The organism is Priestia sp. TRM10 (assembly GCF_057808375.1).
In genome coordinates this window covers 123,130-139,175 of the sequence record NZ_JBJZOT010000013.1, presented here as the reverse complement: position 1 = coordinate 139,175, position 16,046 = coordinate 123,130, and the positions used below count along the sequence as shown (strand labels likewise).

18 protein-coding genes are annotated in these 16,046 nt (G+C 36.6%); 7 read left to right on the top strand and 11 right to left on the bottom strand.

Going from position 1 to position 16,046, the window contains the following annotated elements:
• Positions 1-31: 31 nt before the first annotated feature.
• A complete protein-coding gene (locus ACK3CR_RS11985; RefSeq protein ID WP_488975485.1) occupies positions 32-439 on the bottom strand; it encodes a chemotaxis protein CheW in 408 nt (135 codons plus the stop codon).
• A 180-nt stretch (positions 440-619) separates the two neighbouring features.
• Between ACK3CR_RS11985 and ACK3CR_RS11980 the strand changes: the two genes are divergently transcribed.
• On the top strand, positions 620-814 hold the full coding sequence (locus tag ACK3CR_RS11980) for a hypothetical protein (RefSeq protein ID WP_268582539.1): 195 nt from the start codon (positions 620-622) through the stop codon (positions 812-814).
• Between the two features lie 38 nt (positions 815-852).
• On the opposite strand, the gene corA is transcribed toward ACK3CR_RS11980, so the two are convergent.
• Complete coding sequence (gene corA / locus ACK3CR_RS11975; protein WP_243513853.1) at positions 853-1,800, bottom strand: magnesium/cobalt transporter CorA; 948 nt, start codon at positions 1,798-1,800, stop codon at positions 853-855.
• Between the two features lie 139 nt (positions 1,801-1,939).
• Between corA and ACK3CR_RS11970 the strand changes: the two genes are divergently transcribed.
• Positions 1,940-3,088, top strand: a complete 1,149-nt coding sequence (locus ACK3CR_RS11970; protein WP_488975484.1) for an aminotransferase A — start codon at positions 1,940-1,942, stop codon at positions 3,086-3,088.
• Between the two features lie 34 nt (positions 3,089-3,122).
• Here ACK3CR_RS11970 and ACK3CR_RS11965 read toward each other — a convergent pair whose 3' ends face one another.
• Both ACK3CR_RS11965 and ACK3CR_RS11960 read right to left on the bottom strand, forming a co-directional pair.
• Positions 3,123-3,305 carry a hypothetical protein gene (locus ACK3CR_RS11965; protein ID WP_061803520.1) on the bottom strand — a complete coding sequence of 61 codons (183 nt, stop codon included), beginning with the start codon at positions 3,303-3,305 and terminating at the stop codon, positions 3,123-3,125.
• 56 nt (positions 3,306-3,361) lie between these two features.
• A complete protein-coding gene (locus ACK3CR_RS11960) occupies positions 3,362-4,228 on the bottom strand; it encodes an NAD(P)-dependent oxidoreductase (RefSeq protein WP_243513857.1) in 867 nt (288 codons plus the stop codon).
• Positions 4,229-4,349: 121 nt separating this feature from the next.
• On the opposite strand from ACK3CR_RS11960, the gene ACK3CR_RS11955 reads away from it, so the two are divergent.
• Positions 4,350-4,961, top strand: coding sequence for a nitroreductase family protein (locus tag ACK3CR_RS11955; RefSeq protein ID WP_243513860.1), 612 nt, complete (start codon positions 4,350-4,352; stop codon positions 4,959-4,961).
• A gap of 32 nt (positions 4,962-4,993) precedes the next feature.
• On the opposite strand, the gene ACK3CR_RS11950 is transcribed toward ACK3CR_RS11955, so the two are convergent.
• Entirely contained in the window at positions 4,994-5,779 is a 786-nt protein-coding gene (locus ACK3CR_RS11950; RefSeq protein ID WP_410914391.1) for an SDR family oxidoreductase, read from the bottom strand.
• 108 nt (positions 5,780-5,887) lie between these two features.
• Here ACK3CR_RS11950 and ACK3CR_RS11945 point away from each other — a divergent pair, with 108 nt between their 5' ends.
• Positions 5,888-6,583 carry a GNAT family N-acetyltransferase gene (locus ACK3CR_RS11945; protein WP_430239485.1) on the top strand — a complete coding sequence of 232 codons (696 nt, stop codon included), beginning with the start codon at positions 5,888-5,890 and terminating at the stop codon, positions 6,581-6,583.
• Here ACK3CR_RS11945 and ACK3CR_RS11940 read toward each other — a convergent pair.
• Positions 6,580-7,350 carry a hypothetical protein gene (locus tag ACK3CR_RS11940; RefSeq protein ID WP_019392958.1) on the bottom strand — a complete coding sequence of 257 codons (771 nt, stop codon included), beginning with the start codon at positions 7,348-7,350 and terminating at the stop codon, positions 6,580-6,582. The genes ACK3CR_RS11945 and ACK3CR_RS11940 overlap by 4 nt on opposite strands.
• 293 nt (positions 7,351-7,643) lie before the next feature.
• Here ACK3CR_RS11940 and ACK3CR_RS11935 point away from each other — a divergent pair, with 293 nt between their 5' ends.
• The 3 genes from ACK3CR_RS11935 (at position 7,644) to ACK3CR_RS11925 (ending at position 9,823) form a co-directional block, all read left to right on the top strand.
• Complete coding sequence (locus ACK3CR_RS11935) at positions 7,644-8,534, top strand: LysR family transcriptional regulator (protein WP_243513864.1); 891 nt, start codon at positions 7,644-7,646, stop codon at positions 8,532-8,534.
• Positions 8,535-8,774: 240 nt separating this feature from the next.
• Positions 8,775-9,140 (top strand): CidA/LrgA family protein, encoded by a 366-nt coding sequence (locus ACK3CR_RS11930; RefSeq protein ID WP_019392956.1) that lies wholly within the window; start codon positions 8,775-8,777, stop codon positions 9,138-9,140.
• Positions 9,137-9,823: an LrgB family protein gene (locus ACK3CR_RS11925; protein ID WP_124050263.1), complete on the top strand. Its 687-nt coding sequence runs from the start codon at positions 9,137-9,139 to the stop codon at positions 9,821-9,823. The genes ACK3CR_RS11930 and ACK3CR_RS11925 overlap by 4 nt, the downstream gene beginning before the upstream one ends.
• A gap of 32 nt (positions 9,824-9,855) precedes the next feature.
• Here the strand turns inward: ACK3CR_RS11925 and ptsP are convergent, their stop codons facing one another.
• The 5 genes from ptsP to ACK3CR_RS11900 form a co-directional block, all read right to left on the bottom strand.
• A complete protein-coding gene (gene ptsP, locus ACK3CR_RS11920) occupies positions 9,856-11,580 on the bottom strand; it encodes a phosphoenolpyruvate--protein phosphotransferase (protein ID WP_488975483.1) in 1,725 nt (574 codons plus the stop codon).
• Complete coding sequence (locus ACK3CR_RS11915) at positions 11,580-11,846, bottom strand: phosphocarrier protein HPr (protein WP_019392953.1); 267 nt, start codon at positions 11,844-11,846, stop codon at positions 11,580-11,582. Before ACK3CR_RS11915 ends, ptsP begins: the two co-directional genes overlap by 1 nt.
• 24 nt (positions 11,847-11,870) lie before the next feature.
• On the bottom strand, positions 11,871-13,931 hold the full coding sequence (gene ptsG, locus ACK3CR_RS11910; protein WP_243513865.1) for a glucose-specific PTS transporter subunit IIBC: 2,061 nt from the start codon (positions 13,929-13,931) through the stop codon (positions 11,871-11,873).
• A 223-nt stretch (positions 13,932-14,154) separates the two neighbouring features.
• The gene (gene glcT, locus ACK3CR_RS11905; RefSeq protein ID WP_243513866.1) at positions 14,155-14,997 is read right to left on the bottom strand and encodes a glucose PTS transporter transcription antiterminator GlcT; all 843 of its coding nucleotides are present in this window, start codon (positions 14,995-14,997) and stop codon (positions 14,155-14,157) included.
• A gap of 130 nt (positions 14,998-15,127) precedes the next feature.
• Positions 15,128-15,958, bottom strand: coding sequence for a hypothetical protein (locus ACK3CR_RS11900; RefSeq protein WP_488975482.1), 831 nt, complete (start codon positions 15,956-15,958; stop codon positions 15,128-15,130).
• Positions 15,959-16,046 lie beyond the last annotated feature (88 nt).

Sequence of the window (16,046 nt, the reverse complement as noted above, 5' to 3'; positions counted from 1 at the left end):
ACAAATGAAAGCTTGTTCGAAAAACAAGCTTTCATTTGTTTTTATCTGCTATTAAATTGGTTGAAAGGTTGGTGAGACGCTGAAGATCGAGAAACTGCACAATCCTATCTTCTACTATGCCTATACTTTTTGTTAGCGTATCTTCTCTTTTTCCGAATGATGGCATCTCCATAATATCTTCCTCTCTTATCTCCAATAAACCAACTACTTCATCTACTGTAAAAACAAGAGAATAATGCTCTTGTCGAGTAAATAAAACAGTATTTTCCTCTTCTCGTTTTTCACCAAGTCCAAGCAACTCTTTCCCACTATATAATTTCAGCTCTTTTTCTCGTTCTTCTGTAAGCTCTTTCTTATCTTTAATTTTACAAATGGACGATAAGGAAACTGCCATATGTAAATTTTCTATTTTAAATTCCAGCCAGTTATGTGTCATCATTTCTCCTCTTTTCCTTCTTCTCACTATCTCACGTATCGGCACTTTAAAAGCTTTATGAATAGAAAAAGAAAAAACCTCTTAATTCACAGAAAACTTTGGATATAGTTCAAACGGTAGACGAACAAGCAAAAATTTCTTATACTAACTAAAGCTTATGACGAAAGTAAGGTGTTGAGTTCAATGAAAGGCTCAATCGTTGTTTTTAATAAACAGAACGAGATGAGAGTTATTGAAGATATAGAAGAAACTTTGTTGGAGGACATTCGTCGTCAAACAAAACAAGAGCATTGTCTTGTTCAATTAGATGATGGAAAAGTTGATTTAGGATATATTTCAAATGCCTTTTTCCGTGAAGGAGAAATTCATACAGATTAATAAAAAGAGCTGTAGTCCATGGACTACAGCTCTTTCTTCTAGCGAAACCATCCTTTACGACGGAACCAGATTGTTAATACAATAGCAATAACCGCCATTACTCCCAGTAAAATAAAATAGTTGTATTTCCCTTTGAGTTCAGGCATAAAAACAAAGTTCATTCCATACAGTCCTGCAAGAAAGCTAAGAGGCATGAAGATAGTCGTAATGACGGTCAACGTCATCATAATGCTGTTCATTCGGTCTGAATTCATAGAAATATAGTTATCTCGTATATCGGAGGTGAAATCTCGGTTTACTTCAACAAGCTCCGTTAATTTAAGAAGGTGATCTGCAATATCTTGGAAATAAAGATGCTGTTCTTCTACATCCTTTATATGCTGAGTGCTAACAATTTTATATATTAACTCACGCATAGGAAAAATAGTTCGACGAATTTTCGTTAACTGTCTTCTTAACTCAAATACCTCATCAAGGATAGAGCTGCGGCTCTCTTCATCATCACTTCCCTCAATTTCATTGAGACGGTCTTCGATACGATAAAGAGGCGGGAAGTAATCATCCACAATTTGATCAATAATATCATGTGCAATTTCTGTTGCTCCTCTTTGTAGCCTCTCATTTTTTCTTAATTTTGCCCACGTATTATTTATAGCTCGCACGCTTTTCTTATGGAATGTAACAACATAATTTTTCCCAAGAAAAAAGTTAATTTCCTCTGCCTGTAAACTTTTTTGTTGAAGATAATGAACTGTAAGGAATGTGTACTTGTCATAGGAGTCCATTTTTGGACGCTGTACATGCTCTATACAGTCCTCAATTGATAAAGGATGGAACCGAAACTTTTTGGAAAGAAGCTTGATTTCCTCATCTGTTGGTTGATCAAAGTCAACCCAGTACCATGAAATACTCGCTCTTCCTGTATCACGAAGTGGTAGATTTTCTTTAAGCTCCCCTTCTTTCGTTATTCCATATACTCTTATCATAAAATGTCACGTCTTTCTTTTTTATGTATTCTAGTTTACATACCCCGCACAGACTTTTTTAAAACTCTTTTCTCTTTCTATCGTTTTTATATGGTACTCTATGTATAACATTATTTCTATAAAAATGGAGGACATCAAAGTGGAGCATCTTATCAATACTAGTGTACAAAACATAAAAATTTCAGGCATTCGCCAGTTTTTCAACATGGTTGCTCACTATGAGGACGTTATCTCATTTACAATTGGGCAACCTGATTTCCCGACACCATTACATGTTAAAGAAGCAGCTAAAAAAGCCATTGACGATAATGTAACATCCTATACACATAATGCAGGATTTATAGAACTTCGAGAAGCGGCTGCGAGCTTTGTTCGTTCACGCTACAATCTGCACTACAGAGCAGAAGATGAAGTACTTGTAACAGTTGGGGCAAGTCAAGCTATTGACATTGCTTTCCGTACCATTTTAAGTGCTGGAGATGAAGTCATTTTGCCCGCTCCTGTTTATCCAGGATATGAACCTGTTATCTCCCTTTGTGGTGCTCATCCTGTTCATGTTGATACAACAGAAACAGACTTTAAGCTTACTGCAGAATTACTTAAAAAGCATATTACGCCAAACACAAAAGCTATTATTTTACCTTATCCATCAAATCCTACAGGTGTGACTCTTTCACTTGAAGAATTACAAGAGATTGCAACTCTTTTAGAAAAGCACGATATCTTTGTGATTTCAGATGAAATTTATAGCGAACTTACTTTTTATGGCGATCATGTTTCAATTGCTTCTATTCCTTCAATGAGAGAAAAAACGATTGTCATAAATGGAGTTTCTAAATCACATTCAATGACAGGATGGCGCATTGGCTTTTTATTTGCTCCTGCTCAGATTACAAAACATATGATAAAAGTGCTGCAATACAACGTTTCATGTGCTTCTTCTATTTCTCAAAAAGGAGCACTTGCTGCCTTAACAGAGGGGAAAGATGATGCAGTGCCAATGAAGAAAGAATACAAAAAGCGGATGGAATACGCCTATGAAAGACTTGTTAAAATGGGCTTTACCGTTACAAAACCAAGCGGAGCATTTTATATTTTTCCATCTATTAAGCCTTTTCATCATGATTCACACGAGTTTGCTTTAAATCTTGTCAAAGAAGCTGGTGTTGCGCTCACACCAGGTACGGCCTTTTCAGATTATGGACAAGGATATGTACGCCTTTCTTATGCTTGTTCAATGGAACAGTTAAAAGAAGGACTAGATAGGATGGAATGTTACTTAAAATAAAAAGAAATCCTCCCGATTGAGGGAGGATTTCTTTTTATAATCCGCCTTTATATACTCCTGCATTTTTTGAAGCATTTTGCTTTTTCATATCTTCTTTATGCTTATGATTCGCCTTAGCACTTCCCATTTCACGGCTAAACTCAGTATCCGTTTTTGATGAGTCAAAACCTTTTTTATTTTTTTGATCTGCATCATGTTTCTTTGTGCGTTTTGCCATTGTCCTCAACTCCTTCACCACTTATTGTGGAGGAAAGCTGAGCTCTTTATCCTTGTTTATTCATACCATTTGTAAAGGACTTGAGTACCTTTATTTTCAAACCCTTGCTGTGCTAATTTTTCATACATTTCTTTCGCCATCTCAACTCCAGGCATTTTAAAATCCATCTTTTCCGCTTCATCAAGCGCGATTTTCAAATCTTTAATAAAATGTTTCACAAAAAAACCTGGTTCAAAGTCACCATTTATAATGCGCGGAGCTAAGTTACTTAATGACCAACTTCCAGCTGCTCCTGCTGAAATTGATTTTAATACATTTTCCTGATCTAAGCCTGCTTTTTTAGCGTATGCAACTGCCTCACAGATACCGAGCATATTAGAAGCAATAGCAATTTGATTGCACATTTTAGTATGCTGTCCTGCACCTGTTTGTCCTTGTAAAAGAACATTTTCCCCTAGCGTTTTCAGCATTGGAGAACATGTGTCAAAAACATCCTTATCTCCACCAACCATAATGGTTAACGTAGCATTTCGAGCACCGACGTCTCCTCCTGATACAGGTGCATCAAGTGTATAAATCCCTTTTTCTCTTGCACTTCTATAAATTTTTTGTGCTAAAGAAGGTGTTGAAGTTGTAAAATCAATGAGATATGTGCCAGCTTTAGCATTGTTTAATAAGCCTTGTTCATTAAAGTATACTTCTTCTACATCACTTGGATAGCCAACCATTGTCATTACAACATCGCATGTTTCTGCTATTTCTTTTATAGAGCACCATACGGCTCCTTCATCAATTAATGACTGCGCCTTTTCCTTTGTTCTTGTATACACAAAAAGTTCATGACCTTGATGCTGAAGATGGGAAGCCATGCTTTTTCCCATTACTCCTGTTCCAATAAATCCAACCTTATATAATTGACTCATTTTCCTCACCTCAAGTATTTTTTCTTTATCGAACACATACTAAAAACAAACTGTTTGACTTTTTGCTTGCTCCCCTTTACAATCTTTAACTTAGTTAACATTATAATTTGGAGGTTTCTCAATGGAACAAAACTTTTTTGAAGTTGTTGAAGCTCGTACATCAATTAGACATTATGATGCTTCACATAAAATATCAAAACAAGAACTAAAGGACATTTTAACCGCAACAGCAAAATCTCCATCTGCATGGAATCTTCAGCATTGGCATTTCATGGTATTCACAAGTGATGAAGCAAAACAGCGCCTTTTACCAATTGCTTATAATCAGAACCAAGTCACAGAGGCTTCAGCCGTTGTTGCTGTTTTAGGTGATTTAGAAGCAAACAAAAACGTAGATGATGTATATAATCCACTTGTAAATAGAGAAGCAATGACAGCGGAAGTAAAAGACATTTTAGCAGGTCAAATTAACCGTGCTTATGAAAATGATATTTTCGCTCGTGATGCAGCATTTACAAATGCTTCTTTAGCCGCTATGACTCTTATGCATGCCTCAAAAGCAAAAGGATATGATACATGTGCAATGGGCGGCTTCAATGCAAAAAACTTCGTGGAAGAATTTAAAGTGAGCGGTAGATATCTACCTGTTATGCTCATTTCAATCGGAAAAGCAGCAAAAGAAGCCCATCAAAGCGAACGCTTTGACCTTGACCGTTTAACAACGTGGTTATAATTAAAAACAGTTGGACATTAGTCCAACTGTTTTTAAATGGACTTCACTGCCCCACCATCGACTAAAAATGAACTTCCTGTCATATATGTATTTGCATCAGAGCTTAAAAACAAAACGACATTTGCAAATTCTCTAGGTTCTCCATAGCGGCCAAGCGGGATGCCAGCCTTTGCTTCCTGTCCTACTTGTTCGATACTTTTCCCCTGTTTTTCAGCTCTTATTTCATCAAGATGCTCAACGCGCGCTGTTGCGATTCTACCTGGTGCTACCGTGTTTACTAAAATGTTGTACGGGGCAAATTCACCTGCAATGGTTTTCGTTAATCCTACAACACCCGTGCGGAAAACATTTGATAGAAGAAGCCCTTCAATTGGTTCCTTAATAGAAGAAGAAGCGATGTTAATGATTTTTCCTCCTTTTTCTTTTAGAAGTGGAAAGAAAGCTCTAATTGACCTCACATAACTAAGAAGGTTGAGTTCAAAGGCATTGTAAAAATCTTCATCAGTTAGTTCATTAAGCGTACCTGCTTTCGGTCCTCCGCTGTTATTAATTAAAATGTCTAGTGAACCAAACTCCGTTTTCACCCGTTCTAGAAGGGCTTCAATATCTTCAGGTTTCGTAATATCTGTTTTCTGATATAGAACACGTGACTCCCCTTTTTTTGTTAGCTCCTTACACATTTGAGCTAGCTTGTCTTCTGAACGACTTGCAATAATAACATTTGTTCCCTCTTTCACAAATCCTTCAACAATAGCTTCCCCAAGACCTTGGCTTCCTGCAAGAACAACTGCATTTTTCCCTTTAAGTTGTAAATCCACTTTTCAACTTCCTTTCTCTTTACACATTGTCTACTTCAAATTACCATAGAAGAAAGAAATGAGCAAAATATTTTTATTATTCAATCTTTTCAAAAGGAGAATGAGAGAATGGAATATAAAAAACAGTTGCTTATGTTTCATAATAATAAGTTTGTAGAAGCAAAAATTCGCAGCTATAATGAGGATGATATTAATGCTTTAATAGCTGTCCAAAAATGTGCCTTTCCTCCGCCTTTTCCACCTGATCTTCTTTGGTCTGAACAACAGCTTACAGAACATATTAAGCATTTTAAAACAGGATGTTTATGTGTCGAAGTTGATGGGGAAATTGTCGGCTCCATCACCTCGCTTATTATCAAATACGATGAACATCAAGAAGAACACACGTGGGATAAAGTAACTGATCAAGGCTATATCCGTAATCACACTGAGCATGGTGATACTCTTTATGTTGTAGACATATGTGTTGCTCCTTCTTTTAGGAAGCTACAGCTTGGCAAATGGCTCATTCATTCACTTTATGAAGTTGCTGTACATTATAATTTAAAAAGATTGCTTGGTGGAGCTCGCATGCCCCATTATTCGAAATATAAACATCTTTATCCCCCTGAAAAATACATTGAGAAAATCATAAAAGGAGAAATAATCGATCCTGTTGTAACCTTTTTATTAAAAAGTGGACGCACTCCCCTCACCGTTGTTCCTAACTACTTAGAAGACGAACACTCTTGTCATTACGCTCTTTTAATGGAATGGAAAAACCCACTATACAAAAAAGACGCTCCATCTGAAGCGTCATCTTAGTAGATTAAATCCCACATATCATCTTTTCGAGAATAAATAAGCTTCGCTTTATAACTGCTTTCTTGCTTATAAAAAGATAAATCTTGCAGAAGTTCATCTATACTGAAAAAAGAACCTACAGTATAAAGCGGAATTTGCAAATCCTTGCGCGACCTTGTCATACTTTTAAAGTCGATTAACAGGCCGTCATGTGTTAAGGTTAGAATCGTATGTGCCAAAACGGGCGGCAGCGGTGGATAATCTAAATGTTTACGAAAAAGCGGAAGGCGTTTTTTTATTAGCATTGATGTCTTTAGTGGTACAATATGACTAATCATATGCTGAATATGGGCTACCTGCTTACAGTAAACTTTATTTAACCAGCCGTCCTCTTCTGTTAAATAAACATATTCATTATTAAGCTTACGGAAAAACGGAGAAGATAATGGTTTCTTATAATGTCCTAAGTAAAGCAATGCTGCCTTTTCTTCTGGTTCTAGGGAATCAAGCAAGCTTGTATCATCAATATCAATCCAGCAAAATTCACTGTATGTTCTGATGGGTTCTTTAACAAGCTCTGTAATCTGTTCCTTTTCAACATAATTCATAAACGTTCCCATATGAAAATCGCTATCTTCGTAATTATGTTTCAACAGAAGAAGATTTGACAGCTCTGTTGGGAGGGATGCAAGGAATTCCCTAAATTCAATGCCGTGCGTTAAGAAACACTTATCGTTTACGTTTCCGTTGATATAAACAAGCTCTTTTATATCATCTGGATGCGCCAATAGTAGATACCTGCCTTTTACATATATTAATTACTGAAGAGGAAAAGTGGTTATTGAACTTTCCTTATTATGATACACCGTTACTACTTTAGTTTATTTTATATAAACGACATCGATAAACGATTCATTATACTGTAAATTATTATATCGTTTCTTTCTTAATAAAGAAATGATAAATTAAAATTCTTAACCTATAAGTTAACGCACTAATTACAATATAAGCCTACATACAAAGTCTCATGTTTATACAATAAATACAGTCTACAGAAGACATTGTAAAGGAAGGAGTAAAAATGGATTTTAGACATTTACATTATTTTACAACAGTTGCTAAGCAACAAAGTTTTACAAAGGCTGCTCACAAACTCCATGTGTCTCAGCCGTCTTTAAGTAAAATGGTTAAAGCACTTGAAGATGAACTTGGAGTAACGTTAATCGACCGCTCTGGCAAACAAATTCAGCTTACAGATGCGGGGATGATTGTATATAAAGAAGCAACTACAATTTTGCATTCATTATATGATTTATCTAATTCTCTTTATGATCTGATGAATTTAAAAAAAGGAAAAATAAAAATAGGGATTCCTCCTATTGTTGGAACACTCTTCTTTCCAACTATTATTAAGTCGTTTCGAGATTCTTATCCCGATATCGTAATTGAAATGATTGAATTTGGGGGAGCTAAAGTAACGAAAATGGTTGAAGTTGGGGAAGTAGACGTCGGAGTTATAGTGCTTCCGATTGAAGAAAACATCTTTGACCTTACAAAACTAGCTGGAGAGCCTATGAAAGTCGTTATCCATGAAGAGCATCCCCTTTCAGATCAAGAATCGCTCAGCTTGCTTGATTTAAAAGATGATTCATTTATTATCTTTCATGAAGACTTTGCTATGCATGACCTTATTTATAAAGAATGTATCAAACACGGCTTTACACCTAATGTAGCGTATAAAAGTTCACAGTGGGATTTTATTGCTGAAATGGTTGCTGCGAATTTAGGGGTCGCTCTTTTTCCAACTTCCATTTGCCGAAAACTTTATCAACCCTCTCTAAAAATTAAAGAACTAAAAAATTATATTCCTTGGCAACTTGCTGTGATTACGAGAAAAAATCGTTATATTTCTTTTGCTACTAAGACATTTATTAAGCATACCGTTGAGGCATTTCAAACGGGTCATAACTAAAACGAATACAAACTATAACATTTATATATTTTACGGATAAGCAAAATCGGGCTAAACTTAAGTTGTAACATTCCTCACACTCCGTAAATAATACGGCAATTTGCGTTAACCCTGTTACGTAAAACATGAAAAGTTTTCTCTTCTCCCAATTGGAGTCGTCTTCCTCATAGGCGGCTCTCTTATTTATTTTGGAAGCTTTTTGTAACTTATGTAATTTTTAAAATCTGGAGGTGCTTAAAAATGAAATGGATAATTATGATTTTACAGATTGGTTTATTAACAGGCATCTATATGATTGGAACATTTATATCTGATTTCTTCCACCTTCCAGTACCAGGTAGTATTGTTGGTTTAGTTCTACTTTTTATTTTATTGCAGCTTAAAGTTGTTAAATTAAGCTGGGTAGAACTTGGTGGGAGCTTCTTGCTTGCAGAATTGCTGCTTTTTTTCGTTCCCGCTGTTGTTGGACTTGTTGACTATGGAGAGATGATGAAAACTTATGGCCTAAAAATTATTATTGTGGTTTCTATTAGCACATTGATTGTGATGTTTATCACAGGAGTCGTAGCGGAATATATTTCAAAAAGAAAGGAGCGCTCAATATGAGTGGATTAATCATTGCTTCAGCAATTGTTGGAACGCTTGCTGCTTATATGCTTTCCAAGGTTCTCTACAAGCGCTTTAAGACAATTATTTTTTCACCGATTGTTCTAGCTCCAGTTATTCTAATCGGAACGCTAGTTATCGGTGATATCCCGTATACTTCATATAAAGAAGGTGCAGATTCTATTAGCTATTTACTTGGTCCAGCAACCGTTGCTTTCGCTGTACCAATTTACAAAAACCTTCATTTACTAAAAAAACACGGTGTCGAAATTATTTTAAGTGTTGCAAGCGGAACGATGATTGCGATGTTCTCTTCCCTTTTATTAGCCTTTTTGTTCCACTTTGATCACTTATTAACAAACAGTCTTGTCCCTCGTTCAATTACAATTCCGATTGCTGTTAATGTTTCACAAACCCTTGGGGGAGACCCCAGCTTAACTATCCTTTTTGTCATTATTACAGGTATTGTTGGTGCCTATGCAGGACCTAAACTTATTAAGCTGTTAACACTCCGCTCTTCTGTAGCAAGAGGACTTTTACTTGGCGTATCAGCACATGGAACAGGAACGGCTCGTGCATTTGAGTTTGGAACTCTTGAAGGAACGTTTTCTAGTCTTGCTATGATTATGACAGCCCTTCTAACTCTCATTATCTCAACTGCACTACTTCCTTTCCTTTTATAAAAAAAGAACCGATCAAATCGATCGGTTCTTTTTTATTTCTCAATATGGAAGTTTTCTGTTACATATGAAATAACTTCTTCAGTTGTACTCATTTGTAGAATTGTTTCCATATGACCTTCTAATTCTTGTTTAGAAAGTTTTGAGATTTGTGAACGTGCTTTTAAGATAGAAGTGGCGCTCATTGAGAATTCATCAAGACCTAATCCTAAAAGGATTGGAATTGCAATTTCATCTCCTGCCATTTCACCGCACATTCCTACCCATTTGCCTTCTTTATGTGCCGCTAGGATTACCATGTGCACAAGACGAAGGATTGCTGGGTTATATGGCTGGTAAAGATATGACACGCGCTCATTCATACGGTCAGCTGCTAGTGTATACTGAATTAAGTCGTTTGTACCAACTGAGAAGAAATCAACTTCTTTAGCAAATACATCTGCCATAACAGCTGAAGATGGAATTTCAACCATCATCCCAATTTCGATACCTTCAGCAACTTCTACTCCTTTAGCTTGAAGTGCTTCTTTCTCTTCAAGAAGAATAGCTTTAGCTTGACGAAACTCATCTACTGTGGCAATCATCGGGAACATAATCTTTAAGTTTCCGTAAATGCTTGCGCGAAGCAGTGCACGAAGTTGAGTACGGAAAATATCTTGCTCTTCTAAGCAAAGACGGATAGCTCTGAATCCTAAGAATGGATTCATTTCTTTTGGTAAGCTTAAGTATGGAAGTTCTTTATCTCCGCCGATATCAAGCGTACGAACAACAACAGATTTACCTTTCATACGCTCAAGAACTTTCTTGTACGCATCAAACTGTTCTTCCTCTGTTGGAAGCTGGTCACGTCCCATATAAAGAAACTCTGTACGATAAAGCCCAACAGCTTCTCCACCATTTTCAAGAACGCCTGTTACATCCTCAGGTGTTCCAATGTTTGCTGCAAGCTCAACATGATGACCATCTTTTGAAACAGTTGGCTCATTTACAAGTTTTGCCCACTCTGCTTTTTTCTTTTCGAAATCAGCTTTCTTTGCTTCGTATTCAGCAATTACTTCTTGTGATGGATCTACAATTACTTTTCCATCTAAGCCATCTACGATTACAACGACATCATTTTCGATATCTGCTGTTACTGTTTTAGCTCCAACAACAGCTGGAATCTCCATTGAACGAGCCATGATAGCTGAGTGAGAAGTACGACCACCAATATCTGTTGTAAACCCTAGTACATACTGACGGTTTAGCTGTGCTGTATCTGAAGGTGTTAAATCTTCTCCGATGATGATAACTTCTTCCGAAATCATACTAGGATTTGTAATTGTTACTCCTAAAAGATGAGCAAGCACACGCTTTGTTACGTCGCGAATGTCTGCTGCACGTTCTTTCATATATTCGTTGTCCATAGACTCAAACATACTAACGAACATATTAGCCGTTTCCGTAAGCGCAAACTCAGCATTAACGCTTTCATTTTTCACTTTATCTTTAATTGGATTAATAAGTTCTGGATCACTAAGAACTAAAAGATGAGCTGCAAAGATATCTGCTTTATCTTCTCCAAGCTCTTTTCTAGCATGCTCTTTAATTCCTTCAAGTTCTTCTTTAGAAATTTGTAGCGCTTTCTCAAAACGCGCAGTTTCTTTTTCTACATTTGAAATCTTCTTCTGTTCAACATTCAACTCTGGTTCTTCGAGACGAAAAGCTTTGGCAATGGCAATGCCGCTTGACGCGGCAATGCCTGTAATTTCTTTAGCCATTATTCTGCTAAACCTTCTTTTTTCATTGTTTCTTCTAAAGCAGAAAGAGCTTCAGCTTCGTCAGAACCGTTTGTTACGATTTTGATTTCTGCTCCTTGTCCAATTCCAAGAGACATAACGCCCATGATTGACTTAAGGTTTACGCTTTTTCCGTTGTACTCTAAGTTAATGTCTGCCTCGAATTTGCTTGCTGTTTGAACTAGAGTTGTTGCTGGACGTGCATGAATTCCTGAATCACTTGTTACTGTAAATGTTTTTTCTGCCATTTTAATCATTCTCCTTTTTTCCTGTTACTTAGTAATGGTAATAATGTTCTGTTCACCGCTATCTACATGACCTTCTTTGTTGATCATTACTTTTTCGCCTTCTTGTAAATTTGTAAAAATGATTGGTGTAATAATGCTTGGCGCATTTTCTTTTACAAACTCCAAGTCAACTTTTAGAAGCGGATCACCTTTTTTGACGTCGTCACCTTGTGAAACAAGAGCTTCAAATCCTTCACCCTTAAGGTTCACTGTGTCAATTCCTACATGAATAAGGACTTCTCTTCCACCTACTGATTCAATTCCTAACGCATGTTTCGTCGGAAATAAGTTTACAACTTTTCCGTCTACTGGTGCAACTATTGTCCCTTTTTCGGGAATAATGGCGAATCCATCGCCCATTAATTTCTGCGAGAAAACTTGATCAGGTACCTCTGAAAGCGGGACAACTTCTCCAGTAATTGGAGAAACAATCTCTTCTGCTGAGTCAGCTACAGTTGGTTCACTAGCTGGCTTCTCATCGCTTTCCTTAGAAGGAACAGGTGTTTTTCCAGACATAATGTCTTGCATCTGCCCTTTCAATGTATCAGACTTCGGTCCAAAGATAGCTTGAATATTGTTACCAACTTCTAGTACACCAGAAGCGCCAAGTTTTTTCAAGCGTTCTTTATCAACATTTCCAATATCGTTAACCGAAACGCGTAAACGAGTGATACAAGCATCAAGATGAGCAATATTCTCGCGCCCTCCCATTGCTTGTAAAACATTATAAGGAAGTTCTTCTGCTGGTGTCGCAATTTCAGATCCTACATCTTCCTTCTCGCGTCCAGGCGTTGCCAAGTTGAATTTGCGAATGGCAAAGCGGAAACCGAAGTAGTAGATAACAGCTAAAATAAGACCGACGATAATAACATACCACCAAGCAGTTTTATTCGGCAAGACTCCAAATAAAATAAAATCAATAAATCCTCCAGAGAACGTCATTCCAATCTTAACATCAAGCCATGCCATAAGCATAAATGAAAGACCTGCAAACACAGCATGTATCGCGAAAAGAACTGGTGCAACGAATAAGAATGAGAACTCAAGCGGCTCTGTAATTCCTGTTAAAAATGACGTTAAAGCTGCAGAACCCATAATACCAGCTACGAATTTTTTACGTTCTGGACGTGCTTCATGATAAATAGCAAGCGCTGCTGCTGGTAAACCAAACATCATGAATACGTACTTACCAACCATGTATGTTCCTGCTGTAAATTGATCAACATTATCCTTTAACTGTGCCATAAAGATTCGCTGATCTCCACGCACTAAATTCCCTGCTTTATCAATATATTCTCCAAATTCATACCAAAACGGCGAATAGAAAATATGATGAAGACCAAACGGAATTAATGAACGTTCAATTACCCCGAAAATAAAGGCTGAAAGCATTGGATTTGCATTCAACATCGTTTGTGAAAATGTGTTTAAACCACTTTGAATTGGTGGCCATACTACCATCATAATTAATCCTAAGATTAAAGATGAAACAGCTGTAGCAATTGGTACAAATCGTTTTCCTGCAAAGAATCCTAAATATTGCGGAAGCGAAATTTGGTAAAAACGATTATACATTGAAGCAGCTAATACCCCAACGATAATACCACCAAATACCCCTGTTTGCATCGTAGGAATTCCTAAGACGCTTGCAAATGCCGGGTCTTTCTCTATAGTTGACCCAACATTAAACATTGCAGGATCTAATTGTCCTGTCCCAGTTAAAATCGTTCCCATTGTAACATTCAGGATTAAATATCCGATAATCGCAGCTAAACCTGCAACACCGTCTCCTCCTGCTAAACCAACCGCAACTCCCACAGCAAACAATAGTGGCAAGTTAGAAAAAACAATGTCCCCTGCTTGCGCCATTACTGTCGCTACTAGCTGAAACCAATCAGCTCCAAGTGCCGGAATATACTTTAATGTTTGCTCATTTTGGAATGCTGTACCAAATGCGAGCAGAAGACCTGCAGCAGGTAAAATCGCTACAGGAAGCATCAAAGCTTTCCCGATTTTTTGAAGAACCCCAAAAAGCTTCTTAAACATGAAGTAGCCCCCTTTTTTTCTGTCCTTTTATAGTGTGCAACAACGTTTTCAATCCATGCATAAACCATCTTTTGTTAAAACGCTTTCTTAGAAAATATAAAAAGGCATGAGTGGGCGGAAACGGTCTCATAAAAGGGTATACTTGTCCCTTAATTAGATTCGTTTCATCTCTCCACTCATGCCTGATCGTATCAGTAACACGTATTGAAATGAATGCTGTTATTTATATTTTTGTCATTAAACGCTGTAAATGCATTGTTAAGTAAACTGCCTCTGCCTCATCAACAGGGCGTGAAAGCGCTTGTTGCATCACTTTTACTACTTTCCAAGAAAGATTGTAGCATAAGGGATACTCTTTTTTCAATAGCTCTGATAATTTTTTTGGTTCTTCTACTTCTTCCCCTTTATTTGCACGTTCAATTGCGAAGTGAAGATGGCGGATAAGACGCATATAATTTAAAGATTCTTTATCTAATGTTATAGAAAAACCTTGCTCAATCATGCTAATAATTGTTTGAATAAGTTCTGAATGTCGGTTAATCTCAGACAAGTCACGCGCTGTAATTGCTGTGTGAATATGAAGCGCAACAAACCCTATTTCTCCTTCTGGAAGGGAAATACCCGTTTGTTCCTTAATCATCTCCAAAACGTGCCTTGCAAGCTCGTATTCGGTAGGATACAATACCTTTGTTTCAAGTAAAAAAGGATTGTTAATATCCATCCCTTGCTTCACCCGCTTAATAGCAAAAGAAATATGGTCTGTTAGGCTAATATGAATATGCTCATTTAAAGGCGTTTTCACATGCTTTTGAATATAAGAAATAATATCATTCATAATGACTACAATTTTCTCATCCACTTGAGTGAGCAACATTTTATATTGTTCTTGTTCCCGTTCATTGTGTAAAATAAATAACTTTTCAGCTGAAGTTTCTGTAATTTCCTCTCCGCCTTTTTTCCCAAAACCTATACCCTTGCCAATCATGACGGTCTCTTTATATTCATCATGAGTGGCAATTAATACATTATTGTTTAGTACCTTTTTCACTAAAAAGGTGCTTTTCACTCATTCCCCACTCCTTATAGCTTCTCTGTCATCTTTCCATATTACGAAACCATTTTCACAACGTCAACATATCGTTTTATGAAATCAATGGAAACGCTGTATTCTCTTTCTTCTAAGCCCAATATTCATTCTATAAGAAGAGAAGACGATTATGGATTGATTTAATAATAATTAAAACAATTACATTATACAAGCATATAGAAAGCAGTTTATATACAGCAGTTATTTCTAGAATATTGAGCATAACCAAACTGTAACTTACAGTACAGATAATACAAAGCAAACCATACGTATATAGCGAGTTTGTGCCATATACAACAGACGTGCTATAAAGGAAAATTACAATGCTTATATAAATGGTGGTTAGAATTATTTGCTCCCTTTCTCCATCACTGAAAAAGCCCGTACTTATCGTGTTTAAAGATGTGAAGACCGTAATTAATGAAAGGCCTATCCCACTGAGCACAAAGGCCGCAAAATAAAGAGTGAGAAAATTCCTCCATTTCGAATCATCTTCTCTGTTCATCAACTCATACCATTTCTTCGCAATAAGAAAACCGATAAACATAAAAATGCCTGTATAAAATGTCTTCCACCAAAAATGTTCATATATGCCGAGTGATAAAAAGAGCGTTTCAATTCCCATAAACAAAAAGGACAAAAGAAAAATCCTAAAAATAGACCAATTGTAAGCTATAACAATCAAAGCTGCTGTTGGATAAACAAATGTTTGGGAGACAAGAGAGCCCAGTATATTATCATAATAGTGGTTCTGAACAAAATGAGGCTTATATACGTAGCTATTTAAAATAACCATAATAAAAAAATCTAATAAGTGCGCTAATCCACCAATAAATAAGAATAAGAGTAACAGCCTCTTGTTCGATTTTCTCCACAGAATAAAAACAGTCAAAAGTAAACTTAAAACAAGAAGAATAAAAAAAGGCAGTGACTGCGACAAACTACCCCCTCCTTTCCGACACTTTTTAGCATGTATCAACGCTTAAAAGATATACGAAAAAGAGCGCTAAAGAAGATCTTTAGCGCTC

Excerpts from the sequence above, each read along its gene's own strand:
- ACK3CR_RS11915 (WP_019392953.1), bottom strand. The coding sequence starts at position 11,846 with ATGGCAGAAAAAACATTTACAGTAACAAGTGATTCAGGAATTCATGCA.
- ACK3CR_RS11985 (WP_488975485.1), bottom strand. The coding sequence starts at position 439 with ATGATGACACATAACTGGCTGGAATTTAAAATAGAAAATTTACATATG.
- corA (WP_243513853.1), bottom strand. The coding sequence starts at position 1,800 with ATGATAAGAGTATATGGAATAACGAAAGAAGGGGAGCTTAAAGAAAAT.
- ptsP (WP_488975483.1), bottom strand. The coding sequence starts at position 11,580 with ATGGCTAAAGAAATTACAGGCATTGCCGCGTCAAGCGGCATTGCCATT.
- ACK3CR_RS11935 (WP_243513864.1), top strand. The coding sequence starts at position 7,644 with ATGGATTTTAGACATTTACATTATTTTACAACAGTTGCTAAGCAACAA.
- ACK3CR_RS11960 (WP_243513857.1), bottom strand. The coding sequence starts at position 4,228 with ATGAGTCAATTATATAAGGTTGGATTTATTGGAACAGGAGTAATGGGA.
- ACK3CR_RS11980 (WP_268582539.1), top strand. The coding sequence starts at position 620 with ATGAAAGGCTCAATCGTTGTTTTTAATAAACAGAACGAGATGAGAGTT.
- ptsG (WP_243513865.1), bottom strand. The coding sequence starts at position 13,931 with ATGTTTAAGAAGCTTTTTGGGGTTCTTCAAAAAATCGGGAAAGCTTTG.
- ACK3CR_RS11955 (WP_243513860.1), top strand. The coding sequence starts at position 4,350 with ATGGAACAAAACTTTTTTGAAGTTGTTGAAGCTCGTACATCAATTAGA.
- ACK3CR_RS11945 (WP_430239485.1), top strand. The coding sequence starts at position 5,888 with ATGGAATATAAAAAACAGTTGCTTATGTTTCATAATAATAAGTTTGTA.
- ACK3CR_RS11930 (WP_019392956.1), top strand. The coding sequence starts at position 8,775 with ATGAAATGGATAATTATGATTTTACAGATTGGTTTATTAACAGGCATC.
- ACK3CR_RS11965 (WP_061803520.1), bottom strand. The coding sequence starts at position 3,305 with ATGGCAAAACGCACAAAGAAACATGATGCAGATCAAAAAAATAAAAAA.
- ACK3CR_RS11925 (WP_124050263.1), top strand. The coding sequence starts at position 9,137 with ATGAGTGGATTAATCATTGCTTCAGCAATTGTTGGAACGCTTGCTGCT.